The sequence below is a fragment of the Tissierellales bacterium genome, from assembly GCA_025210965.1.
Taxonomy (GTDB): Bacteria; Bacillota; Clostridia; order Tissierellales; family JAOAQY01; genus JAOAQY01.
Genome location: JAOAQY010000030.1, coordinates 14,413 through 38,081, shown reverse-complemented (window position 1 = coordinate 38,081; position 23,669 = coordinate 14,413). Strand labels below are relative to the sequence as shown.

Below are 23,669 nucleotides of genomic sequence, written 5' to 3'. Positions count from 1 at the left end.
CCTAGATCAGCAGGATCAATTATGGCAGTGGATTCGAAAGGAAGCATAATGGGTTCTATTGGTGGTGGAAAGCTAGAAGCTGAAGTAATAGTTCAAACTAAAGAAGCTATATTGAAAGGTGAAAATGAGGAGTTTCACTATAGACTTACAGAACATGAGAGTTTGAAAATGGTATGCGGTGGAGATGCTGATGGATTTATAAAGGTATTTATACCAAAGGAAAAGCTTCTCATAATAGGAGCTGGTCATGTTGGCACGGAACTTTACAACATAGGAACTTGCCTAAATTTTGAGGTTACAATAATAGATGATAGGGAAGAATTTGCTAATGTAGATAGATTGCCAAACGCATCGAGAGTAATGTGCGGTGATATAGGGAAAATGGCAAGTGAATTTCCGGTAGATTCTTCAACATATATCATAATAGTAAGCAGAGGTCACAGCTGTGATGCTGAGGCACTAAAAGCAGTTATAGGTAGAGATGCTGCTTATATTGGTATGATTGGAAGTGGAAGGAAGACTACTAAAATTATGACTCAATTATTGGAAGAGGGTATAGAACGAGACGAACTTGAAAAGGTATATGCACCCATAGGGATAGACATGGGATCTCAACTTCCAAACGAAATAGCACTTGGAATATTAGCTGAAGTATTGGTTCTCAAAAATGGGGGTCAACTAGCTCATATGAAAAATATAAAAAATTTAAAATGGTAAAAGGGAGAGGATTACTATGAAAAAAACACTTAACAACATTGTATTTTGGGGGGCCATTTGGGGTCTTGCAGAGGCCAGTTTAGGCTATTTGTTACATATGATTGAATTTGTACCAGGACTATCGAGTGTTACTATGACATGTATAGGATTTTTCTGTATGCATCAGGCGTACAAAGGTGCTGAAAAAAGTTCTCATGTAGTTGGAGTTGCTGGTATTGCGGCTGGTATAAAATTAGTTAATTTCTTGATGCCAGTTTCAACACCACTTAAAGTAATAAATCCAGCTGTTGCGATATTATTAGAAGGTGCTTTAGCATTTGTAGCACTTAGTATAGCACAAAAAGACGGTGCAAAGTTTGGCTTGAAAGAAGCAGTTTTATTTAGTTTTGTATGGAGATTTGCTTTTGTAGGTATTCAATTAGCAGAAATGCCAATTTGGGCAATTAAACCACTAATATATAGAGGCAGCAGTGTTGCACTTGGATTTTTACTTTATCAACCATTAGTGGTTAGTTTAGTCGTTTCAGGGTACATGAAATTGACAGAGAATGTAAAACAATCACAATTAATTAGAAAAATTTCTTGGAATCCTGCATTTGGAGCTAGTGCACTTGGATTGGCATTGGTAGCACAAGTTATTTTTCATTAAGATTTTGAAAAAGATAAGTTAGCTAAGGGGGCGAATTTTATGGCAACCATCATCAAAAATGGTCGAATCATAACAGCAACAGATGACTATATGGCAGATATAAAAATTTCAGAAGGGAAAGTAGTTGAAATCGGCAAAAATCTTGAAGCATCTGGTGATGAATTAGTAGATGCGAAGGGGTGTTTAGTAGTACCAGGCTCAATAGATCCACACACGCATTTCGATTTAGATGCAGGAGATACAAATTCCGCTGATGATTTTGAGACAGGGAGTAAAGCTGCTCTTATGGGAGGAACTACTACTATAATAGATTTTGCAACTCAGTTTAGAGGTCAGACACTTCACGAGGGTCTTGAGCACTGGAATAAAAAAGCACAGAATAAATCGTATTGCGACTATGGATTTCACATGGCGATTGCCGAATGGAATGATACTACAAAACATGAAATGAAAGAGATGGTTGAACTAGGAATTCCGTCATTTAAGCTATATACAGCATATAAAGCTACTATGCAACTTGGCGATGGAGAGATATATCAAGCACTAGCGTGCTCACGCGATATAGGAGCTTTAATTGAATTTCACTGTGAAAATGGTGATGTAATAGAAGAGAGAATAAAGAAACATTTGGAAGCTGGAGAAACAGGATATAAGTATCATCCAAAAGCAAGGCCTATTGCAGTAGAAGCAGAGGCTACAGAAAGGGTGATAAGATTAGCAGAACTTGCAGAAGCGCCTGTTTATATTGTTCACATAAGCTGTGGAGAAGCATTAGAGGCTGTTAGAGAGGCTCGTAAAAGAGGAGTAAAGGTATATGCAGAGACTTGCCCTCAATATTTATTTTTAGATGAAAGTGTATATGATTTAGAAGATTTTGAAGGAGCAAAGTACGTTATATCACCACCGCTTAGAAATAAAGCTGAGCAAGAGAAGTTGTGGAATGGTCTTGAAAATGGAGATTTGGAAATTGTTGCAAGTGATCATTGCCCATTTAATTTAAAAGGGCAAAAAGATGCTGGAAAAGATGATTTTAGCAAAATTCCAAATGGAGCCGCAGGTGTGGAGCATAGATTTAACTTATTATACACATATGGGGTTGAAGCGGGAAGAATTAGCTTGAATCAATGGATAAATTTGACATCTACTAGAAGCGCAAAAGTACATGGAATGTTTCCACAAAAAGGTACTATTGCTATTGGATCTGATGCTGATATAGTTGTATTTGATCCTAATGCTAGTTGGAAAATTAGTGTGGATAATCACCATCAAAATGTAGATTACACGCCATATGAAGGATTTGAACAAACTGGAAAAGTAAGAGATGTATTTTTAAGAGGAAGATCAGTAGTTAGAAATGGAGAATGGAAAGAGGCAGAACCCGCAGGGGAATTTGTCAAACGAAAAATTCGATAAAAGAGGTGGGCGTATGTATGAATTTGTGGTAAATGGAAAAAAAGTACAAACAGATGAAAACAAAAAGCTTATGGAATTTTTGAGAGATGATTTGCATTTAACTTCTGTAAAAGATGGATGTAGTGAAGGTGCATGTGGTACATGTACAGTGCTTATAGATGGACAAAAGAAAAAATCCTGTGTAGTTCCACTTGCAAAAGTTGATGGCAAATCTATAGTGACAATAGAGGGTCTTACAGAAAGAGAGCGAGATGTATATGCGTGGGCATTTGCAGAAGCAGGAGCTGTTCAATGTGGATTTTGTATTCCAGGAATGGTAATTAGTGCTAAGTCACTTTTAGATGAAAATTTAGAACCAAGTTCAGCTGATGTAAAAAAAGCGATTAAAGGAAATATATGTAGATGTACAGGATACGTCAAAATAGAAGAAGCTATATTAATGGCTGCGAAAATTTTTAGAGAAAAAACGCAGGTTCCAAAAGTAGAATGTAAGGGACTTGTTGGAGATAATTTAAAACGTGTAGATGCAAGAGATAAGGTGCTAGGAGATGCTATATATACAAATGATATGTACCCTGAGGGAATGCTTTATGGTGGAGCGTATAGACTAGAATGTGCTAGAGCTCTTGTAAAGAAAATAGATATCTCAAAAGCCTTAGAACATCCAGAAGTCGAGGCTATTGTAACGGCAAAAGACATACCGGGAAAACGATATATTGGTCACATAATCAAAGACTGGCCAGCATTTGTAGCAGAAGGAGAAGAGACGAGATATGTTGGAGATGCGTTGGTTGCTATAGCTGCAAAAACCAAGCAAGGTTTGAAAGAAGCACTTTCGCTAGTTGAAGTAGATTATGATGAATTAGAGCCGATAACATCACCTGAAATGGCGCTTAGAGCAGATGCACCTAATATACATGAAAAAGGCAATGTTTTGACAAAAGAAGTTTTAGTAAGAGGAGAAGTTGACGAAGCAATAAAAAATTCAAAGTATGTAGTGACTCACCACTATTCACTTCCATTTACAGAACATGCTTTCTTAGAGACAGAGAGTGCACTTGCTATCAGGGAAGGCGATGATGGAATTGCTATATACACCACATTCCAAGGAATATATGATGTTAAGAAAGAATGCGCAGAACTATTAGGTTTAGAGCCAGAAAAAGTTAGAGCGGTTTGTAAATATGTAGGTGGAGGATTTGGAGGAAAAGAAGATATAACAGTTCAGCATCATGCAAGTCTACTAGCATGGGTTACTCACAAACCTGTAAAGGTAACACTTTCTAGAAAAGAAAGCATAAGAATTCATCCTAAAAGACATGCTATGGAGATGGATTTCACTACAGCATGTGATGAAAATGGATACTTAACAGCTATGAGAGCAGAACTAGTTGCAGATACAGGTGCATATGCATCATTAGGTGGTCCTGTACTTCAAAGAGCCTGTACACATGCTGCTGGTCCATATAATTACCAAAATTCAGAAGTTATAGGAACGGCAGTTTATACAAACAATCCTCCTGGAGGAGCTTTTAGAGGATTTGGAGTTACACAATCAGCATTTGCTACAGAGTGTAATTTGAATGAGTTGGCTGATTTGGTTGGAATATCGCATTGGGAGATAAGGTATAGAAATGCCATAGAACCAGGACAGGTACTTCCAAATGGTCAAATAGCAGATGAAGGTACAGCACTTAAAGAAACTCTTCTTTCAGTGAAAGATTTTTGTGAAAATGAACCATATGTAGGAGTAGCAAGTGCATTTAAGAACAGTGGTATAGGCGTTGGACTTCCAGATGTGGGACGTTGTAAATTGTTTATCGATAATGGTATAATAGAAATTAGAGCAGGTGCTGTATGCATGGGTCAAGGGATGGCCACTATACTTATACAAATTGTATGTGAGACTGTTGAAGTTTCACCAGATTGTGTGAGATTTGCAGAGCCAGATACATCTTTAGCACCAGATTCTGGTATGTCTACTGCATCAAGGCAGACATTATTTACAGGAGAAGCAACTCATCAAGCTAGCTTAAATTTAAAAGCAGCACTTAATGAAAAGACATTAGATGAGTTAAATGGAGAAATTTTCTATGGTGAGTATTTTGGAAAAACAGACCCTATGGGAAGTGAAAAAGAAAATCCAAAAAGCCATATTGCTTATGGATATGCAACTCATGCAGTTGCATTAGATGAAAATGGTAAAATCAAAAAGGTTGTAGCATCACACGATGTCGGTAGAGCTATAAACCCTAGAAATATAGAAGGACAAATCGAAGGTGGAGTGGTTATGAGTTTGGGATATGCTTTAACAGAAGATTTCCCACTTAAAGATGGTATTCCAACTGCCAAGTTTGGTACATTAGGATTATTTAGATCTACAGATGTTCCAGAAATTGAATCTATAATTATTGAAAAAAATCCATCACCACTAGCATATGGTGCGAAGGGAATTGGTGAGATATCATCTATACCTACACCACCAGCTATTCAAGGAGCCTATATGAAACTCGATGGCAAGTTTAGAACTAGTTTGCCACTAGACGAGACAGCTTATAGAAAAAAGAAATAGAGAAAGGTTGGTAGAACAAATGAAAAAAGAAGTTATCAAAACAAGTAAAGCACCAGGAGCTATTGGACCTTATTCACAGGGAACAAAAATTGGAGATTTAGTTTATACATCAGGTCAATTGCCAATTGATGTAGAAACAGGTGAGCTTATAACAGATGATATCAAAAAAGCAGCTCATGCAGCTCTAAAAAATGTTAAGGCAGTATTAGAAGCAGCAGGAACTGATTTAGACCATGTTGTTAAATCATTGGTATTTGTTAAAGATTTAAACGATTTTGCTGCAATAAACGAAGTATATGCAGAGTATTTCACAGGTGATTTCCCAGCACGTTCTTGTGTAGAAGTAGCTAAGTTACCAAAAGATGCACCACTTGAAATTGAAGTTATAGCAAGTTTATAGTTGGGTTAATCTAATTAATAATGAGCCTTCAAGATTCATATGATAGATGTATTTATGTCTTCATTTGAAAACTTGAAGGTTTTTTGTTTGATACAATTCAAATATTTGTTGGTGAAAAATAGTTAAATATGGTATAAATAAAAGAGACATTAATTTTTTTACAAAACTATTTTACATGACAAAAGAGAGAGGAAATAAAAAATGGAAGAGCAAGCAGTTTATGAAGTAAAATTGAAACCTAAAGTAAATACTAAAAAGGGAAATTTATTTTTCTTGGCCGCATTGATTTTCATGATATTAACAAGTATAGCATTGTTATTTGTTGATATTTTGCCAACAACCAGAACGATACTTGTAGAATATGGGCTTGTGATTTTAACCATCATATTTTTCATAATTACAAAGCAACCAGTCAAAGATGTTATGAGGTTTAATAAGCCTGGAATAGTTAATATGATATTGGTATTTCCGCTAGCATTTTGTTTGATGCCTGCGGTAGGTTTTTTATCAGCACTTACATCGTTATTTGTAAAAAATCATATAGCAGAGGCTATTAGCCAATTTCCGACCATGTCACTAGGTATGTGGCTATTTATGTTAGCAGTGACTCCAGCTATTTGTGAAGAAGTTATAATGCGTGGCGTGATATTGGGCAATTATAAACATGTTAGCATAAAAAAAGCTGCGCTAATGAATGGCTTGATGTTTGGCATACTTCATCTAAATATAAATCAATTTGTATACGCATTTGTATTAGGAGTAGTAATGGCATACATTGTCTATTACACAGGATCTATATTTCCATCGATGTTACTCCATTTTTGTATAAATGGCATATCTGCATTTGCAAGTTGGGTAGTACAGGTATTTTCAAAGTATTTCGATGGCATGACGGTAGCAGAGATTGCAAACAAACAAGATACTCTAGAAATACTACCGAAACAAGCAGTTTTTGCAGTTATAGGAGCGGCTCTTGCATATCTCATAGTCAGAACTTATAAAGTGATAAATGAAGGGAAGTATGAAGAGGCTGAAGATGTAGAAGGTGAAAAGGTATTTGATGTTTATATTATAATATCTATAGTTATATTCATTGGTTTTATGATAAAAATGGGTGCTTAATAAAGAAATCGAAAAGAGATGCTTTTGCATCTCTTTTTTATTCTAATATTGGAAGCCCTTACCTTCGAGGTTGGTGCTTTGATTTGTTCAAGCGATTTGGGAGCATAGGCTCAACCAAAGTATAAACAAGATATCCAGTCACGATTAGTAAAACCATTGTGATAATCATACATAGGATTCTAGGATCTAATCCAACTAACGGCACGATATATTCCTCCAGTCTGTATTAAATTTACTACATCATTAACTTATGAGAATATTATAATATAAAATAGTGGTAAATGGACGGAAAGACCGTAGAACGCTATTAAAATGCCGCGAATAGCATAAAAAATATTTAAATTATACTATTTACGTAAAAAAAAGAACCTTTTATGAAAAAGTACTTGTAAAAATACAAATAAGAGTTAAAATAAAATTGTAAAAATAACAACTTTAGGAGGGATACAGTTGATTTGGATGGTTAATCTAGTTGGCAGTATCGGTATATTAAATTTATTGCACAATATTTATGTCTATGGATTCAGACAATATGTTGTGCAAAATTATTTAAAACGACATCATAGGTGGTTAGAACTAGACCATTTTTTGGAGTTTAGAAAATTTAAATTGTCGGAGAAGACAATACATATGATTTTACTTGGGTATTTTCTATGTGTTTGTAATTTTATGAACTTCAGCAAATTGCATAATCAAATTTTATTTGAGAATATAATGTTTTTAGTATTTTTGATTATAGCAGAGAGATACGTAAATTATAGATTAAATTGTATAAAAAGAAAAATTTAATCTATAGAAAATTTGGTGTAAAATGGGTACACTAATATAAAGGGGGAGTGCCCATGACGATTTCAATTGAAATGGCAATAGAAAAAGGTATTCTAGGAAATTGTGAAATATTTGCAGGGGGAGATGGAATAAAAAAATCAATAGAAAAAGTAGGAATATTGGATTATGAATCTCCAGATGAAATATTAGAGTATTTCAAATATGGAGAATTAGTCCTATCGTCGCTACTGGTACTGAGCGATGGCAAGTATTCATTTGACGACTATCTCAAGAAATTAATTGAAGTCGGAACATCAGCGATACTCATAAAAAAAATGAGTAAGGATTATTTGAAACCAGAGCACAAGAAAATTGCTGATGAACATGATTTTCCAATAATTGTGTTTGAAGGAGTATTTTTTGAAGATATAATATTAGAGATAGAAAATATGAACAAAATGGATGAAGATCAGGCTTTATTGGAGTTTAAAATAGATCAAATGATATCTAGCGATTTGAGTAAAGTTATAATAAAAGGGCTTGTAAATGAGATAAATCCTAATTTCCAAGATGTACTAGCAGTTGTATATCTAAAGCGAAAAGATGGAAGTGAACCGCATTCTAGACTAGTCGATTTCAATCAAGTTGAAAAACACGACGAATTGATTAGGTATCATGGCGGTTATCTCTATGTGATAACGTTTAAAGAACGCTGTGGTAAATTATTAAAAGAACTTGCTAGAATAAGACTAAATTTAATAGGAATAGATATATCTAAGTGGAATATTGCTACTAGTAGAATTCACGATTCAAAGTTAGAAATTGACTTGGCAATACAAGAGGCGATATATACTCATAGACATATAGATGCCTATGGAAAATGCTTTGAATCTTATGAGGGGATAGGAACTGATAGAATATATTTGCCTATTCTAGAAAACAAGTGGGTGCAGGATTATTATGAAAATATGATATTTGCAATAGAAAATTATGATATGAAGCAGAATACAGAATTATTGAAAACTGCAGAGTGGTACGTGCATTATCATGGGAGCATAAAAGCTGTGGCAAATGAATTAGACCAGCATGACAACACCATAAGATATAGGATAAATAAAATTGGTGAGTTGACAAAATGTGATCATCAAGAAGATTTATACGAGCAGTTGATAGCAACTATTAGGATACACAAATTGATGAAAAAACGCTAAAATATTAGTAGAAGGTTTTGTAGATAATACAATTACCTTCTACTTTATTTTTGAATAAATACAAATAGAAGACAAGACATACTGTAATATAATTTAATAGTGGGAGGTGAAGAAATGAAAAATAAACTATACGAAATTATATTATTATTTTTTACAGCATCTTGGGGTCTTTCTTTCTTGTTAACAAAGGATGTACTTAGGGAATTGTCTATATTTAATTTTTTAGGGCTTAGATTTTTGTTAGCATTTTTGTGCTCAGGAGTAATATTTTTTAAGAGTATGAAATCATTAGACATGAAGACTATAAAATCAAGTATATTGGCAGGAAGTGTATTATTTTTAAGTTTTGCATTTCAAACAATAGGAGTTGATTATTCGAGTGCATCAAAAGTAGCATTTATAACAGGACTTAGTGTAGTATTAGTACCTATATTTTCAAGTATGATATTTAAGGAAAAACTCAGTAAAAGTGTATGGCTTGGCGCAATTCTAGCGTGTATGGGACTTGCCATGATGACAATAGAAGGAATGAGTTTTAAACTGCAATTAGGGGACTTAGCGGCACTTATAGGAGCTGTAAGCTTTGCAATATATATGATATTGGTAGAGCATCATACAAAAAAGGTAAATTCTATAAATTTTGCAGTGCTTCAATTAGGAATTGTAGCAGCTATGAGTCTAATAATAAGTGCACTTAGTGGTGGCATAGAGTTTCCAAAAGAAACATCAAGCTGGGTAGGACTTAGTATTTTGGCTATAGTGTGTACTTCGGGAGCATATATTGCACAGAATATACTGCAGCGATATATATCTGCATCAAAAACTGCTCTTATTTATTCAACAGAGCCTATATTTGCTGGATTTTTTGGAGTAGTAATTTGGCATGAAACTATGTCAACTATGGCAATTATTGGTGCGGTACTTATATTTTCAGGTATGATTTGTACAGAAATCATGGGAGAAACAGTCAAAAATTAACTTTTTCACGAATTGGACTTCAACTTTTTTCTAATATAGACGATAAATCTAGTAGGCATGGGTATATTAGAAGGGGAAGGAGTGAAGTGAATGGGTATAACAATGGCACATACTTCGCTAAAAGTTGAGAATTTAGAGGAGTCTAAACGTTTTTATATCGATATTTTGGGTTTGGAGCATATTGAAGATACAGCAAACGAAAAATATTATTTTTCATTGATTAAAGCAGGCGAAGGAGTAATAGAATTGCTTGAGTCTAGGACAAGTCTTTATGAAAAAAAAGCAACGGGACCTATAGATCACATTGCTTTTTGGGTTGACGATTTAACTAAATGTTTGGAAAAACTCAAAGCATTTGAAATAAAATTTTTATTAAAAGAGCCAATAGAGGCTCTTGGAAGCAGTATATTTTTTGTCGAAGGACCTAGTGGAGAGCGTGTAGAACTTATGGAAAAATTATAAAGCAAGATGATCTACTAAGGCTTTAAATGCGTTAAAACCCGTTATAAGAGCTTTTGAGGTGAAATTAAATTTAGGATTATGAAGAGGCGCTGTCAAATTTAGGGCCTCGTTTTTTGTACCAACTAAAACGAAAAGGCTAGGAGCTACATCACCATAAAAAGAAAAATCTTCAGCAGTCATACGAGGTCTAGAATCCACATAAATGGATTCATCTAATAGCTCTATAAGCATATTCGCTAAAGTATGGTCATTTATTACAGGAGGATACATAGGTTCTAGACTCCAATTTATTTTCGTATTTGATCTTATTTCCATGGATTCATGTAATGATTTTATTTCGCCTTGGATAGTAGCAAAAACTTCTTTCGAGAATGTTCTTACAGTTCCATGAAAAGAAACATTGTCAGCAATTGCATTTCGTGCAGACCCTCCGCTTATCATACCGACATGTATTACAGCAGGATCTAGAGGCGAAAGCTTTTTAGATACTATTTCAGGATAGGATTTAATCAATTCAGAGGCAGTTAATAATGCATCATGCCCAGATTGAGGCATAGCTCCATGTCCAGATTTTCCTATAATTTCAACATCTAGTTCGCCGCATTGTGCCATTTGAGGACCAGATTTTATAGCTATTTTACCTTCAGCTACATCTGGAAATAAATGCAAACCAAAAAAAGCATCTACTGGATATTTATCGAATAATCCAGATTTGACTATAATTTCAGCGCCACCAGGAGATTCTTCTCCAGGCTGAAATATAAATAATATATTTTCTTTGATATCTAAATCAGATACATACTTAGAGAGTCCAAGAAGTATAGCCATGTGACCATCGTGACCACATGCATGCATACAACCAGAGTGCTTAGATTTGAAAGATATTTCATTTGTTTCGGTAAGTGGTAGAGCATCCATATCAGCTCTAAATGCATAAGTTTTTTTGCCGATTTTTCCTTTCTTAAAAGCTATAACACCAGATTTAGCAATAGCAAATGGTTCATAGCCAAAAGAAATTAATTTATCTAATATATATGATTGAGTTAGTGGTAAATCTAATTCGAGTTCTGGAATTTGGTGTAATTCTTCTCTAAAATTGTTTATTAACTCGGACATTGACATAGTAAAACCTCCTAGTCGTGAATGTAGTGTGTGAATTTCATTCAATTTTCTAATATTATAGACAAATTGAATATATATGTCAAAGTAAAATATTAAGAACTTTAAATAAAGTTGTAAATTATAGTTGACAAATTTATACAAGACTGATAATATAGAAAACAATTCAAAGAGGTTTTGCCGAACAGCAAAATCATCAATTGAATACATATGGATAATCAGTGCATTATAGAGGTGCGGAGATCAATAGTAGATGAGTAGAGACATCGAAAGGGTGATCCGCCGAAAGAACTCAAATAGAGTTCTTGGGGCTATATTGAATAAATATAGTACTGTCGATAGAGTGAGGCCCATTGCTTTATCGGAGTGCTGTAGTGCATGGGGTAAAGACCAAGTGAGAGAATGTGTTTTGATTTAGTAAAATCATATTTATTTTAAACATTTCAACCACTGTGCGTTTTTGCGCATGGTGGTTTTTTGTATACAAAAATAGAGCTAATCAAAAATGGGTAATATAAAACAAATAAGAAATAGAAGGGCGTGTAGACAAATATGGAACGAAAGATAAATTCTATAGGTCATTTAGAGATAGGTGAAATGGATAGCGTTGCATTAGCAGAAACATATGGTACACCACTTTATGTTTTGGATTTAGATTATGTGGAAATGCAAATTAATAAATTTAAGACTGCATTTTCATCTGAAAAATTTGAAACGAGGGTTCTATATGCATCGAAGTCATTTTTGTGTAAGGGGATATGTCAATTTTTAAAAAACAGAGGTATGAGCCTCGATGTGGTATCAGGAGGAGAATTGTACACAGCACTACAAGCTGATTTTCCAAGAGAAAGAATCTGTTTTCACGGAAACAATAAAACTGATAGAGAGTTGATAGAAGCACTAGAGGCGGGCGTTGGTTTGATAGTTGTTGATAATAGCTTAGAATACGAGAGACTTAAAGTTATAGCTAGAAGAAGAGGACAGAGAGTAAACGTACTACTTAGAGTAAATCCTGGAATTGATGCACATACACATGAATATATACAAACTGCAAAACACGATTCAAAATTTGGAGAGAGTATATTTGCAGAATCTACTATGAAATTGATAGAGTCAATGTCTAATGATGATTTTGTAAACTTGAGAGGATTTCATTGTCATATAGGTTCTCAGATTTTTGAGGGCACATCATTTGAAAAAGCGGCTGAGGCCATGATTGAATATGTATGTGAAGTTAGATTGAAAACCGGATTCGAAGCAACTCACTTAAATTTAGGTGGAGGATTTGGAATTTACTACGCAGAGGGTGATAAGCCACTAGAAATTGAAACAACTATTCCTCGAATGGTTGAGAGTGTAGAAAGAACAATAGAAGAAAAAGGACTCAATCTAGAAGTACTTATGATAGAACCTGGTAGAAGCTTAGTTGCAAATGCTGGAACTACACTATACACAGTTGGTGGCACAAAGAAAACATATGGTGGCAAGAAATACGTATTTGTAGATGGCGGAATGACGGATAATCCAAGACCAGCACTTTATCAAGCAGTATACGAAGGTATTATAGCAAATAGAGCAAATGAAGAAGCAAGTGACATAGTAACTGTAGCCGGAAAATGCTGTGAATCTGGAGACATACTTATAAAAGATGGCAGATTTGCACGAGCAGAAAGAGGCGATATATTAGCTGTATTTGGAACAGGAGCGTATAACTACAGTATGGCTAGCAGATACAATAGACATGGTATACCAGCAGTAGTAGGTATAAAAAATGGCAAATCACAGCTATTGGTTAAAAGAGAGAGCTATGAGGATTTGACTAGATTAGATCAGGAATTTGAGGAGTGAAACTAAATGGGGATAGTACAAAAATATGGTGGAACATCTGTTGGAGACATAGATAAAATAAAAGCTATAGCTCAAAGACTTTTGGCGAAAAAGGCTGAGGGCGAAGATTTAGTAGTAGTGGTTTCAGCTATGGGAAAGACTACAGATAAATTGATAAAAATGGCAAAAAGTGTCTCGCATAGACCAGATGATAGAGAATTAGATGTATTACTTTCTACAGGAGAGCAGCAAACTATAGCACTACTTACAATGGCTCTTAGAGCAGAAGGTCAGCCAGCTACATCATTTACAGGTGCACAGGCAGGCATAATAACAGAGGGTCGTCACACAGCAAACAAGATAACCGGAGTGAACGCATCAAAGATTTGTGAGGCACTATCAAGAGGAGAAATAGTAGTAGTGGCAGGTTTTCAAGGAGTGAATGAAGAGGGTGCTATAACAACACTTGGAAGAGGTGGATCAGATACCACAGCGGTTGCTTTAGCAGCATCTCTTGGTTTTTCATGTGAAATATATACAGACGTTGATGGTATATATGGAGTTGATCCTAGGAAATACGAAGATGCAAAGAGACTAGAACAGATATCTTATGAAGAGATGATGGAACTAGCAAGTTTAGGTGCTGGGGTAATGGAACCTAGAGCCGTGGAGATAGGAAAAAAATATGGAGTGCCAATATATGTAGCTCATAGTCAAAGACAGGTTACAGGAACGTGGATTCGGGAGGTTGAAGAAATGGAAGAACAAGTCATCACAGGGATTTCAGTGAGCGACGATATACTGAGTATAGCTCTAAAAAATCTAGAAGCAGAACCAGGACAAATTGCAGAGGTATTTAGTGCCTTTTCTCAAAATGAAGTAAATATAGATATGATAAGTCAGACCTTATCACAAGATGGGAAAACATCACTCAGCTTTACATGTCCAATAGATCAAGATCATAGGGTAGATGAAGCTATAAAAGACATAAAATCATCTTTTACGCAAGTTGAAATTTCGAAAAATTCTGAATTGACAAAGATATCAGTAGTTGGAATTGGTATGAGAAACCATTCTGGTGTAGCTGGTTCGATATTTGATTTATTTGCTAGAGAGTCGATTCACTTTGAGCAGGTAACGACATCAGAGATTAGCATTTCATACACTATTTATAAAAAGGATATGCAGAGGGCACTTACTCTTTTGGCGAAAACATTTGAACTATAGGAGGACTATATGGAACTGAGATTTAGCAAGTATCAAGGAATTGGCAATGATTTCATAATATTTGAAGAGAGTGAAGTTGTGGATTTGGATTTTTCACTACTTGCACAAAATGTTTGCAATAGAAAATTTGGAATAGGCGCTGATGGAATGATTATTTGTAGAAGAGAGCCAAATATAGAAATGGTATTTTACAATGCAGATGGATCAAGAGCTCCTATGTGTGGAAATGGAATAAGATGTTTTGGTCACTATTTGAAGCAAAGTGGATTAGATGGACAAGAAGTTGATATAAAAACACTTGCAGGAAATTTGACTCTAGAATATAGGAATGCAGATGGATCTAGTAGCAGAGTATATATGGGAAATCCAAAGTGGGATGTAAAAGAAATACCTGCAAAGGTTGCAAAGAGCGATATGGACAAAATACTAAGATTCAAACAAATATTATTTGATGAAGACATAGAATTAAATAGTTTGTACATGGGAACTACTCATACAATAGTTGAAGTAAGCCAAATAGATGAAAGCTATGCAAGTCAGTTTGGGCCAGCAATTGAAAATTTGGATATATATCCAGAAAAAACAAATGTGAATTTTGTGAATTGGGTAGATGAGGAGCATTTAGAGATACTTACGTGGGAAAGAGGAGTTGGAATAACCTTAGCGTGTGGAACTGGAGCATGTGCAGCAGTAGTTGTAGGAGATGTGCTTTCAAAAAATGGTAAAAAAGCTGAAGTAAAATCAAAAGGTGGAACGCTTTTAATAGAAATAGATGGAAAAGAAGTCTACATGACAGGACCGTCACAGAAAATATGTAGCGGATTATATACATACATCAAAGGAGGATATTAGAAAATGGAAGGATATAATATAGCATTAGTTGGAGCAACAGGAATGGTTGGTAGAACATTTTTAAAGGTATTGGCTGAAAGAAAATTTCCTATAGCTAATCTATATGCCTTTGCATCGGAGAGATCAGCGGGGCAGACAGTGAGATGTGGAGATAGAGAAGTAGTTGTTGAAGCACTAGATGAAAATAGTTTTGATAGAGATATAGATATTGCATTATTTTCTGCTGGAGCGGGAATCAGCAAAAAATTTGCACCTATTGCAAAGTCAAAAGGAGTTATAGTAGTAGACAATAGTAGTGCATGGAGAATGGATAAAGAGATACCACTTGTGGTTCCTGAGGTAAATCCAGATGATGCATTTTCACATGATGGAATAATAGCAAATCCAAACTGCTCTACTATACAATGCATGTTACCACTTAGAGCATTACAACAGAGATATGGATTGGAGAGGGTTATATATAACACATATCAATCGGTTTCTGGCTCTGGAGTAAAAGGAGTAAAGGATTTAGAAGAAGGTACTACTGATTGTTATCCATATCCAATTCAAAACAACTGTCTACCTCATATAGATGTGTTTTTGGAAAATGGATATACAAAAGAAGAGCAGAAAATGATAGATGAAACTAGAAAAATTTTGGGTGTGGAAGATTTACCTATAACAGCTACTGCAGTTAGAATACCAGTAGCATCAGCGCACTCAGTATCTATAAACGTAACGCTCAAAGAGGATTTTGAATTAGACGAGGTAAAACAAATATTATCAGACTTTCCTAATTTGATATTAAAAGATAACCCAGAAAAATTAGAATATCCAATGCCAATAGATGCAGCAGGACATGACGAGGTTTGGGTAGGTCGTATCAGAAGAGATGATAGTTTTGAGAGAACACTTAATCTTTGGGTAGTAGCAGACAATATAAGAAAAGGCGCAGCGAGTAATACAGTACAAATTGCAGAGTTATTGATTACTAGAGAGCCACTAAAAAGAGATATGTAGACAGGGGGAATAAAAATGTTATTTACAGGAGCGGCAACAGCCATCGTAACGCCATTTACAGGTGATGGGATTGACTATGAATCATTAGACAGAATAATAGAATTTCAAATTGAAAATAAAATAGATGCTATTGTAGTTGCAGGTACTACAGGAGAGGCAGCTACACTTACAGATGATGAGTACAAATCACTTTTAAAGCACACTGTAGAAAGAGTGGCGAAAAGAGTACCGGTTATAGCGGGAAGCGGTGCTAATAATACGCAAAAAGCTATAATTCAGTCTAAGTGGGCTGAAGAGGCAGGTGTAGATGGACTTTTAGTAGTGAATCCTTATTACAATAAAGGAACACAAAAAAGCTTGATTACACATTATAAAGCTATTGCAGATTCTGTGAATACACCTATTGTGGTTTACAACGTGCCAGGTAGAACTGGTATGAACATATCAGTGGATACAATAGTTAGTTTGAGTCAAATAGAAGGTATAGTGGCTGTTAAAGAGGCAAGTGGAAACTTTGATCAAATATCAGAAATACTAAGAAGAGTAGATGATTCTTTTGCAGTTTATTCAGGTAATGACAATACGGTAGTTCCACTATTGTCACTTGGAGGAAGAGGTGTGATATCCGTCGTATCAAACGTAATGCCTAGAAAAACTCACGATATGGTCATGACGTATTTAGAAGGAGATGTTAAGGAATCAGCATCTATACAGCATTATCTAAATACACTGGTAAAGGCACTTTTTGTAGAGACAAACCCTATTCCAGTTAAAAAAGCTATGGAGTGGATGGGATATTGCAATGGCGATGTTAGATTACCACTTGAGAAAATGACAGAAGAAACTCAGCCGGTGCTTAGAGAAGCCATGATCAGTTTGAATTTGCTAGAGGATTAAAGGAGGATACCATGACAAAGGTAATAATATACGGAATAGATGGAACTATGGGAAAGGTACTCAGAAAAATAGTAGATGAAACAGAAGGATTTGAGTTGGTTGCTGGAATAGCACCTAAGGCTGAAGGTGAGAGAGGGGACAAAATATATACTAGTCTAAATGATACTCTTGTCAATGCAGATTTACTTATAGATTTTTCTCATCCAGCAAATTTAGATGAAATTTTAAACTATTCTAAAGAACACAGTTTACCTACTCTTATTGCAACTACAGGGTATAACGAGGATGAACTTAGAAAAATAGAAGATGCGGGAAACGATATTCCGATATTATGGTCTACTAATTTATCACTAGGGGTGAATCTAGTCGAGCTAATACTGAGCTCATTTGGTCACTTATTAGCAGATGGAAGGGACGTAGAACTTATAGAAAAACATCACAATAAAAAAATAGATGTGCCAAGTGGTACAGCGCTGACATTAGCAAGAGCGGTGCAAGCAAGTCTAGATGTAGAGAGACCATTAAAATATGGAAGAAGTGAAAATGGAAAGAGACAAGATGAAATAGCTATTCATGCAATCCGTGGAGGAACTATAGTAGGAGAGCACCAAGTACATTTTGCAGGAGATAATGAAGTAATAGAGATAAGACATACAGCTCAGTCAAAGGCAATATTTGCCCGAGGAGCTCTTAGAACAGGTGAGATGCTGAGAACTCAGAAAAAAGGATTTTTTACAATGCAATCACTTTTGAAAACTCAGATGTAGAAAAGAGATTTAGTTATAGCGATTATGAGAAATTAAACATGAGATATTGAAATGATTAGGAGGAATAAAAATGGAAAAAGATTTTATAAACCCGTATGCCATAGCGGAATATATAAAAGAAGCGACGAAGGTGACTCCTGTTAAAGTCTACTTAAATGGTGATATAGAGAAAATGGAATTTAGTGATTGTCAGTGTTTTAGAGGTATCGGTTCAGCTATTTTGATTGGTGAATTGGAAGTTATAGAAAATCAAATAGAAAAATATGAAGACTTGATTGACAACTATCATGTAGAATACGATAGGCGCTTATCAGCTATACCTCTTTTAGATACTAGAAAGGTGAAAGCAAGGATAGAGCCAGGAGCAATAATTAGAGATAGAGTTGAAATTGGAGATAGAGCTGTCATCATGATGGGTGCTGTGATAAATATAGGAGCAACTATTGGTGAAGGAACTATGATAGATATGAATGCTGTGGTTGGTGCTAGAGGTACAATTGGTAAAAATGCCCATATAGGAGCAGGAGCAGTGATAGCAGGAGTATTAGAGCCGCCAAGCAAGACACCTGTAATCATAGAAGATGATGTATTAGTAGGAGCAAATGCAGTAGTGCTAGAAGGCGTTAGAGTTGGGCAGGGATCAGTAGTTGCAGCTGGAGCCGTAGTTACAGAAGATGTGCCAGCTGGAGTTGTAGTTGCAGGAAGTCCGGCTAGAATTATAAAGGAAAAAGATGAAAAAACAGCGGAAAAGACAGAGATACTAGAAGATTTAAGAGGGTGATTTCGTGAGATTATTAGAAAAAGATAGAGATTATATTGTAAATACCTACAAGAGATTGCCACTTGAAATAATAAAAGCTAAAGGTAATTATATATACGACGCAGAGGGAAATGCCTATTTTGATACTATGATGGGAATATCAGTAAATAACTTAGGACATAGTCCAGATAGCGTAGTAGATGCAATAGAAAATCAATTGAGAGCTTATGGACATTTATCTAATTATTTTGCCAGTTACCCAAGTGTTGAACTTGCAGAACTTTTAGTTGAGAATAGTTTTGCAGACAAAGTTTTTTATACAAATTCTGGTACAGAGGCTACAGAAGCTGCACTTAAGCTAGTAAAGAAATGGGGAAATGAAAGAGGCAAAAAGCAGATTTTGTCAGCATTAAATTCATTTCATGGAAGAACTACAGGTGCGCTTGCACTTACAGGTCAAGCAAAATATCAAGATGCATTTAGACCTCTAATACCAGGCGTCATGCATTTCAAATACGATGATTTGGAATCTCTAGAATGCGCTATCAGTGATCAGACAGCCGCTGTATTTGTAGAATTGGTACAGGGTGAAGGTGGCGTTAGACCATTGTCTAAGGAATTCGTTAAAGGACTTGTAGAATTGAAGAAAAAATATGACTTTTTGATAGTTATAGACGAGATTCAGACAGGGCTTGGAAGGGCAGGTTCACTTATGGCATATCAAAATTATGATTTGAAGCCAGACATAGTTTGTCTAGCAAAATCACTTGGAGGAGGACTTCCTCTTGGAGCTATGCTAGTTAGAGAACCATATGCAGAAGTACTAAAACCTGGAGATCATGGAACTACATTTGGAGGGAATCCTATAGCTTGTGCTGCGGGCTGTGCTATAGTAAAAAATATACTTGCAGATGGATTTTTTGAAGATCTAGATAGCAGAAGTGAATACTTCATAGAGAAACTCGAAGAACTAAAGAGTATGAAACCAGATAAAATATCAGACGTCAGGGGTATGGGCATGATGATTGGCTTAGAACTCACAAGTGATGCATTAGAAGTTAGAGATCGAGCTTTGAAAGATGAAAAACTTCTAATAAATGTTACTAATGGATGTGTCATAAGACTTTTACCAAACCTTAGAATCACGAGAGAAGAAATAGATGCTGTGGTAGAATCATTATCACGAGTAATTTAACAAAATTTTAGTACACATTTATAGCGATATCTTTTACAATTGTATTGTAAGAGATATCGCTAATTTTATTTACAGTCGGGAGATGAGAATGTGAAAAAGCATTTATTTTTAACAGGGGAAATTCAAATAGGAAAATCAACACTCATAGCCAAGTATAGAGAGTACCTAAATGGTAAAAAACATTGGTCTGGTTTTAGAACTTGTCCTTACATAGAAGATGGAGTACACAGCGGTTTTCAAATGATAGGAGCAAATGAAAATCCAAGAGTGAGAGATGCGCATATAGTAGGAATAAAAGATGAAGATGCGAGTAGATTTAAGGGTATTTGCGAGGTATTTGATACATACGGTGTAGAGTTACTCAAGGAAGCGAGAGAACATGAAGAGGACATGGTTATAATGGATGAATTGGGATTTTTTGAGTTAAATGCTATAAAATTTAGAGAAGCAGTACACTCTGTGCTAGATGGAAATCAAAGGACATTAGGAGTAATTAAAATTAAAACAAATCCATTTCTAGAAGAAGTAAAACAAAGAGAAGATGTGCTTGTTATGGAGATAAATATAGATAATAGAGATGAAATGCTACATAAAATAATTGAATTTTTTAGTGATGAGTTGTTGTAGCTTATTCGGGTATATAAAGTGAATCAGTAAGTAAAACTTCATCAAATTGCAATAAATTTGTAACCTTGATGATGCAAGGATTTGATAGAATAAACCCAAGTACAAGGTTAGTTTTGCAGAAAATGGGGTGAAAATCATATGAAAAGTTTTAGAATTATTGGTTTTATACTAATCTTCATGTTATTGCTAACTGGATGTAGTTCTAGTCATGCTAGAACGTCAAATCAGACAGTTAAGAGTAAAGACGAGATATTGAAAGAAATGAAAAATGATATAGTAAATGGTAAAACAATAGAGAAAGAAAAATCAGTTGAAGAAGAGTTTGTAGATGGAGAATTAGATACATTAGAGATGAGAATACAGCCTCCAGAAGGTTTTACGCGCATAGGTGTTCAGGAGGGTAGCTTTGCAAAGTTTCTTAGAAATTTACCACTCAAAAGTGAAGGGAGCACGGTACATTACTATGATGGCAGAGAAAAACCAGCAGAAGGGGTTTATGCAGCTGTGGTAGATTTAGATGTAGGAGATAGAGACTTGCAACAATGTGCTGATGCTATAATGAGGCTTAGAAGTGAGTATCTGTGGCAAAAAGGAGAACATGAATCAATTAGTTTCAATCTTACAAATGGGTTTAAAGTTCCTTATAGCGACTGGAAGGCTGGCCACCGAGTAATATTTGAAGGAAATGAAACGAGCTGGATATTAGCTACAGATCCATCTGATGACTACCAGACATTTAGAGATTATTTAGATTTCATATTCACATATGCAGGTACATTATCTCTTTCTCGAGAGCTAAATTCAAAGAATTTTAAGGATATGCAGATTGGAGATATATTGATTCAAGGGGGTTCACCAGGTCATGCAGTTATAGTTGCAGATATGGTGGAAAATCGTGAGACAAAGGAAAAGAGATATTTGTTGATACAGAGCTATATGCCAGCACAGGATATGCAGGTATTGCTAAATCCTAAAGATCAAAATGGTGGGGTGTGGTATTCTTTAAACGAAACGACTGAGATTCAAACACCAGAGTGGATGTTTAGTGTAGAGGATCTAAAATCATTTTAAAATATAAAGATTAAAACCGTACAGATTTATGTCTGTGCGGTTTTTAGATTCACCCGCTACGCGGGTGGTACTAAGGCGCTTTAGCGGTGAAAAAAACCATTTATTATAATAAAGCGAGGTAAGCAAACCTAAAAATTATAACAAAGGATGTCTTATAAATAGTGAAGTATATAAATAGTTTAGTACATACAAAATAGGATTGTAAATAGTATATAGTATTTGCACCAAAATATAGAAGACAAGTGATTTATGGAAATATAGAAAGTGACATAGGAAAAATATTGATACAGTTGTGCGAATACAAAAGAGTAGAGATAATAGAAGTTGAATCATATAAAGATTATATACACATGCTAGTGTCAATACCACTGAAAATAAATGTTTCATTACTCAGGGGATATTTGAAAGGGAAGATTAGTCTGATGATATTTGATAGACATGCTAATTTAAAATATAAGTAGTGGAAACGGAGGATTTTAGTGTAAGGACTATTATGTGAATACAGTAGGACAAAATAAAAAAATAGGAATAAATAATAGACCCTATTGAGGGGAAGTGTGAGAATAAAAAACGGTTGGAAGGCTAATCAATGTGTCTTAAAGCACAATCAAGTACCATGACCTTAAAGGGCGAAAGCAAATATTCATTTGATTAAAAAGGAAATAATCTAAAAAATAGTAGTATTAACTATTAAATTTAATAGTTAATACTATTGACGGTGATTAATTAAGCTGATAAAATTTAGAAGAAGATATATTCTAAATTTGAGAAAGGAGCAACAAATGATAAAAAATAAAAAGACGATATATGTAGTTGTTTTTTGTATTGTATTATTGCTAGCAGTTTTTTTTGTAATCAATTCGAGTTCAAAAATTGATGAAGAGGCAATTGCCGTTGAAATGAATAAAGGGCCGTATGATGTAGATGGAGTAGGAATGAAATCAGTACTCTTGAAAGAAAAAAAAGATATAGAAAAATTTAAAAAGGCAATTGATAGTATAAGCTATGATAAGGTTGAGGACTATGAGAATTATACTGGAGAAACTATATATGGACCTACGTATACTGCAGAAATTCAATACAAAGATTCTCAAAAAAATGTTGGAATTTCATATACACCATCCTACAATCAAATGATTGTTGGTGATAAGGTATATATACTAAATGAAAGTATAGAAGAAATATTTAGTGATTATTTAAAATAACACTGAATAAATGGATAAGCGAATTTTCTTGCACTAGATTGTAAGGAAATTCGCTTATTTTTATAAATAAAAAAAATTAACATAAAAATAACTTAAAAACTATTCGAAAGATTGAAAAAATACCGAAAAGATAATACAATATATAAATAAAGATGTTCACAATTAGTGTAAATAAATAATTGGAGAGAGGAGGAGTAATATGCAAAATTGGTGGAATGGACTGAGCAATTTAGAACACATACTTTATTATATCGCTGTTCCTGCTACATTGGCACTTGTAATTCAAACAATAATGACATTTGTTGGAATGGGTGGAGATGCGGATGTAGATATACCGGTTGGTGAAGTGGATGGAGATTTTGAAGGGGAGTTCGATGGAGATTTTGAAGTCTCATTTCAGATATTTACAGTCAGAAATTTTATAGCATTTTTTACATTCTTTTCATGGGGGGCGCTTTGGGCCGTATCTAGTGGAAAGAGTGAAACGACTTCGCTAATACTTGGTGTTATAAGTGGTGGGATCATGATGATGGTTTCAGCAGGGCTATTTTATGGAATGAAAAAGATGACATCTAGTGGAAATCTAGATATAAAAAATGCATTAGGTAAAGAAGGAGAAGTTTATCTAACTATACCAAAATCTAAGGAAGGTATGGGAAAGATTCAAATCAAAGTTCAGGACAGTCTTAGAGAATTAGAAGCTATGACTGAAAGTACTGCTCCTATACAAACTAGAGAATGGATAAAGGTTGTGGGAGTAATGAATAATCAAGTGGTTTTGGTTGAAAAAGTTAGCAAAAAAACATCTTTAAAAAAGGATAATTAAAA

Annotated in this window: 23 protein-coding genes, 1 pseudogene and 1 riboswitch; of the genes and pseudogenes, 23 read left to right on the top strand and 1 reads right to left on the bottom strand. The window is 34.8% G+C overall.

The genetic code is table 11. The features are described from left to right. From N4A40_01790 to N4A40_01745, 10 genes are all read left to right on the top strand, one after another. Positions 1 to 717: XdhC family protein (locus tag N4A40_01790; GenBank protein ID MCT4660564.1), on the top strand; the 717-nt coding region annotated here is incomplete at its 5' end. Between the two features lie 16 nt (positions 718 to 733). Beyond that, on the top strand, positions 734 to 1,366 hold the full coding sequence (locus N4A40_01785; protein ID MCT4660563.1) for a hypothetical protein: 633 nt from the start codon (positions 734 to 736) through the stop codon (positions 1,364 to 1,366). Positions 1,367 to 1,405: 39 nt separating this feature from the next. After that, positions 1,406 to 2,779 carry a dihydropyrimidinase gene (gene hydA / locus N4A40_01780; GenBank protein MCT4660562.1) on the top strand — a complete coding sequence of 458 codons (1,374 nt, stop codon included), beginning with the start codon at positions 1,406 to 1,408 and terminating at the stop codon, positions 2,777 to 2,779. Positions 2,780 to 2,792: 13 nt separating this feature from the next. Beyond that, a complete protein-coding gene (gene xdh / locus N4A40_01775) occupies positions 2,793 to 5,351 on the top strand; it encodes a selenium-dependent xanthine dehydrogenase (protein MCT4660561.1) in 2,559 nt (852 codons plus the stop codon). A 19-nt stretch (positions 5,352 to 5,370) separates the two neighbouring features. Further along, a complete protein-coding gene (locus N4A40_01770) occupies positions 5,371 to 5,751 on the top strand; it encodes a RidA family protein (GenBank protein ID MCT4660560.1) in 381 nt (126 codons plus the stop codon). Between the two features lie 201 nt (positions 5,752 to 5,952). Next, positions 5,953 to 6,873 (top strand): CPBP family intramembrane metalloprotease, encoded by a 921-nt coding sequence (locus tag N4A40_01765; GenBank protein ID MCT4660559.1) that lies wholly within the window; start codon positions 5,953 to 5,955, stop codon positions 6,871 to 6,873. 450 nt (positions 6,874 to 7,323) lie between these two features. Continuing rightward, complete coding sequence (locus N4A40_01760) at positions 7,324 to 7,662, top strand: hypothetical protein (protein ID MCT4660558.1); 339 nt, start codon at positions 7,324 to 7,326, stop codon at positions 7,660 to 7,662. A 53-nt stretch (positions 7,663 to 7,715) separates the two neighbouring features. Then, a complete protein-coding gene (locus N4A40_01755) occupies positions 7,716 to 8,852 on the top strand; it encodes a PucR family transcriptional regulator (protein ID MCT4660557.1) in 1,137 nt (378 codons plus the stop codon). 114 nt (positions 8,853 to 8,966) lie between these two features. Then, positions 8,967 to 9,830, top strand: coding sequence for a DMT family transporter (locus N4A40_01750; protein ID MCT4660556.1), 864 nt, complete (start codon positions 8,967 to 8,969; stop codon positions 9,828 to 9,830). A 90-nt stretch (positions 9,831 to 9,920) separates the two neighbouring features. Further along, positions 9,921 to 10,292 carry a VOC family protein gene (locus tag N4A40_01745; GenBank protein MCT4660555.1) on the top strand — a complete coding sequence of 124 codons (372 nt, stop codon included), beginning with the start codon at positions 9,921 to 9,923 and terminating at the stop codon, positions 10,290 to 10,292. On the opposite strand, the gene N4A40_01740 is transcribed toward N4A40_01745, so the two are convergent. After that, on the bottom strand, positions 10,287 to 11,414 hold the full coding sequence (locus N4A40_01740; GenBank protein ID MCT4660554.1) for a M20 family metallopeptidase: 1,128 nt from the start codon (positions 11,412 to 11,414) through the stop codon (positions 10,287 to 10,289). The two genes, N4A40_01745 and N4A40_01740, sit on opposite strands and share 6 nt — an antisense overlap. Positions 11,415 to 11,632: 218 nt before the next feature. Then, positions 11,633 to 11,791: riboswitch (Lysine riboswitch) on the top strand. A 172-nt stretch (positions 11,792 to 11,963) separates the two neighbouring features. Here N4A40_01740 and lysA point away from each other — a divergent pair. From lysA to N4A40_01675, 13 genes and pseudogenes are all read left to right on the top strand, one after another. After that, positions 11,964 to 13,259, top strand: a complete 1,296-nt coding sequence (gene lysA / locus N4A40_01735) for a diaminopimelate decarboxylase (protein MCT4660553.1) — start codon at positions 11,964 to 11,966, stop codon at positions 13,257 to 13,259. A gap of 6 nt (positions 13,260 to 13,265) precedes the next feature. Continuing rightward, positions 13,266 to 14,465 (top strand): aspartate kinase, encoded by a 1,200-nt coding sequence (locus N4A40_01730; GenBank protein MCT4660552.1) that lies wholly within the window; start codon positions 13,266 to 13,268, stop codon positions 14,463 to 14,465. Positions 14,466 to 14,474: 9 nt separating this feature from the next. Beyond that, positions 14,475 to 15,317, top strand: a complete 843-nt coding sequence (gene dapF / locus N4A40_01725; GenBank protein MCT4660551.1) for a diaminopimelate epimerase — start codon at positions 14,475 to 14,477, stop codon at positions 15,315 to 15,317. Between the two features lie 3 nt (positions 15,318 to 15,320). Further along, positions 15,321 to 16,319, top strand: coding sequence for an aspartate-semialdehyde dehydrogenase (locus N4A40_01720; GenBank protein ID MCT4660550.1), 999 nt, complete (start codon positions 15,321 to 15,323; stop codon positions 16,317 to 16,319). A 15-nt stretch (positions 16,320 to 16,334) separates the two neighbouring features. After that, on the top strand, positions 16,335 to 17,216 hold the full coding sequence (dapA, locus tag N4A40_01715) for a 4-hydroxy-tetrahydrodipicolinate synthase (protein MCT4660549.1): 882 nt from the start codon (positions 16,335 to 16,337) through the stop codon (positions 17,214 to 17,216). A gap of 11 nt (positions 17,217 to 17,227) precedes the next feature. Further along, on the top strand, positions 17,228 to 17,983 hold the full coding sequence (gene dapB, locus N4A40_01710; protein ID MCT4660548.1) for a 4-hydroxy-tetrahydrodipicolinate reductase: 756 nt from the start codon (positions 17,228 to 17,230) through the stop codon (positions 17,981 to 17,983). A 70-nt stretch (positions 17,984 to 18,053) separates the two neighbouring features. Further along, positions 18,054 to 18,764, top strand: coding sequence for a 2,3,4,5-tetrahydropyridine-2,6-dicarboxylate N-acetyltransferase (gene dapD, locus N4A40_01705; protein ID MCT4660547.1), 711 nt, complete (start codon positions 18,054 to 18,056; stop codon positions 18,762 to 18,764). Positions 18,765 to 18,768: 4 nt separating this feature from the next. After that, a complete protein-coding gene (locus N4A40_01700; protein ID MCT4660546.1) occupies positions 18,769 to 19,938 on the top strand; it encodes an acetylornithine/succinylornithine family transaminase in 1,170 nt (389 codons plus the stop codon). 90 nt (positions 19,939 to 20,028) lie between these two features. Then, positions 20,029 to 20,565 (top strand): nucleoside-triphosphatase, encoded by a 537-nt coding sequence (locus tag N4A40_01695; protein MCT4660545.1) that lies wholly within the window; start codon positions 20,029 to 20,031, stop codon positions 20,563 to 20,565. Positions 20,566 to 20,703: 138 nt separating this feature from the next. Continuing rightward, positions 20,704 to 21,636 carry a hypothetical protein gene (locus tag N4A40_01690; GenBank protein MCT4660544.1) on the top strand — a complete coding sequence of 311 codons (933 nt, stop codon included), beginning with the start codon at positions 20,704 to 20,706 and terminating at the stop codon, positions 21,634 to 21,636. A gap of 212 nt (positions 21,637 to 21,848) precedes the next feature. Further along, positions 21,849 to 22,113: pseudogene (gene tnpA / locus N4A40_01685) on the top strand (IS200/IS605 family transposase). 305 nt (positions 22,114 to 22,418) lie between these two features. Next, positions 22,419 to 22,841 carry a hypothetical protein gene (locus tag N4A40_01680; protein ID MCT4660543.1) on the top strand — a complete coding sequence of 141 codons (423 nt, stop codon included), beginning with the start codon at positions 22,419 to 22,421 and terminating at the stop codon, positions 22,839 to 22,841. 199 nt (positions 22,842 to 23,040) lie between these two features. Continuing rightward, positions 23,041 to 23,667: a hypothetical protein gene (locus N4A40_01675; protein MCT4660542.1), complete on the top strand. Its 627-nt coding sequence runs from the start codon at positions 23,041 to 23,043 to the stop codon at positions 23,665 to 23,667. The last annotated feature ends 2 nt before the right edge of the window (positions 23,668 to 23,669 follow it).

Bases quoted from the DNA above. Each gene is read 5' to 3' on its own strand.
- N4A40_01680 (MCT4660543.1), top strand. From the start codon at position 22,419: ATGATAAAAAATAAAAAGACGATATATGTAGTTGTTTTTTGTATTGTA.
- dapD (MCT4660547.1), top strand. From the start codon at position 18,054: ATGGAAAAAGATTTTATAAACCCGTATGCCATAGCGGAATATATAAAA.
- N4A40_01765 (MCT4660559.1), top strand. From the start codon at position 5,953: ATGGAAGAGCAAGCAGTTTATGAAGTAAAATTGAAACCTAAAGTAAAT.
- N4A40_01730 (MCT4660552.1), top strand. From the start codon at position 13,266: ATGGGGATAGTACAAAAATATGGTGGAACATCTGTTGGAGACATAGAT.
- xdh (MCT4660561.1), top strand. From the start codon at position 2,793: ATGTATGAATTTGTGGTAAATGGAAAAAAAGTACAAACAGATGAAAAC.
- N4A40_01690 (MCT4660544.1), top strand. From the start codon at position 20,704: ATGAAAAGTTTTAGAATTATTGGTTTTATACTAATCTTCATGTTATTG.
- N4A40_01745 (MCT4660555.1), top strand. From the start codon at position 9,921: ATGGGTATAACAATGGCACATACTTCGCTAAAAGTTGAGAATTTAGAG.
- N4A40_01720 (MCT4660550.1), top strand. From the start codon at position 15,321: ATGGAAGGATATAATATAGCATTAGTTGGAGCAACAGGAATGGTTGGT.
- N4A40_01750 (MCT4660556.1), top strand. From the start codon at position 8,967: ATGAAAAATAAACTATACGAAATTATATTATTATTTTTTACAGCATCT.
- dapA (MCT4660549.1), top strand. From the start codon at position 16,335: ATGTTATTTACAGGAGCGGCAACAGCCATCGTAACGCCATTTACAGGT.
- N4A40_01755 (MCT4660557.1), top strand. From the start codon at position 7,716: ATGACGATTTCAATTGAAATGGCAATAGAAAAAGGTATTCTAGGAAAT.
- N4A40_01785 (MCT4660563.1), top strand. From the start codon at position 734: ATGAAAAAAACACTTAACAACATTGTATTTTGGGGGGCCATTTGGGGT.
- dapB (MCT4660548.1), top strand. From the start codon at position 17,228: ATGACAAAGGTAATAATATACGGAATAGATGGAACTATGGGAAAGGTA.
- lysA (MCT4660553.1), top strand. From the start codon at position 11,964: ATGGAACGAAAGATAAATTCTATAGGTCATTTAGAGATAGGTGAAATG.
- dapF (MCT4660551.1), top strand. From the start codon at position 14,475: ATGGAACTGAGATTTAGCAAGTATCAAGGAATTGGCAATGATTTCATA.
- hydA (MCT4660562.1), top strand. From the start codon at position 1,406: ATGGCAACCATCATCAAAAATGGTCGAATCATAACAGCAACAGATGAC.
- N4A40_01740 (MCT4660554.1), bottom strand. From the start codon at position 11,414: ATGTCAATGTCCGAGTTAATAAACAATTTTAGAGAAGAATTACACCAA.
- N4A40_01770 (MCT4660560.1), top strand. From the start codon at position 5,371: ATGAAAAAAGAAGTTATCAAAACAAGTAAAGCACCAGGAGCTATTGGA.
- N4A40_01675 (MCT4660542.1), top strand. From the start codon at position 23,041: ATGCAAAATTGGTGGAATGGACTGAGCAATTTAGAACACATACTTTAT.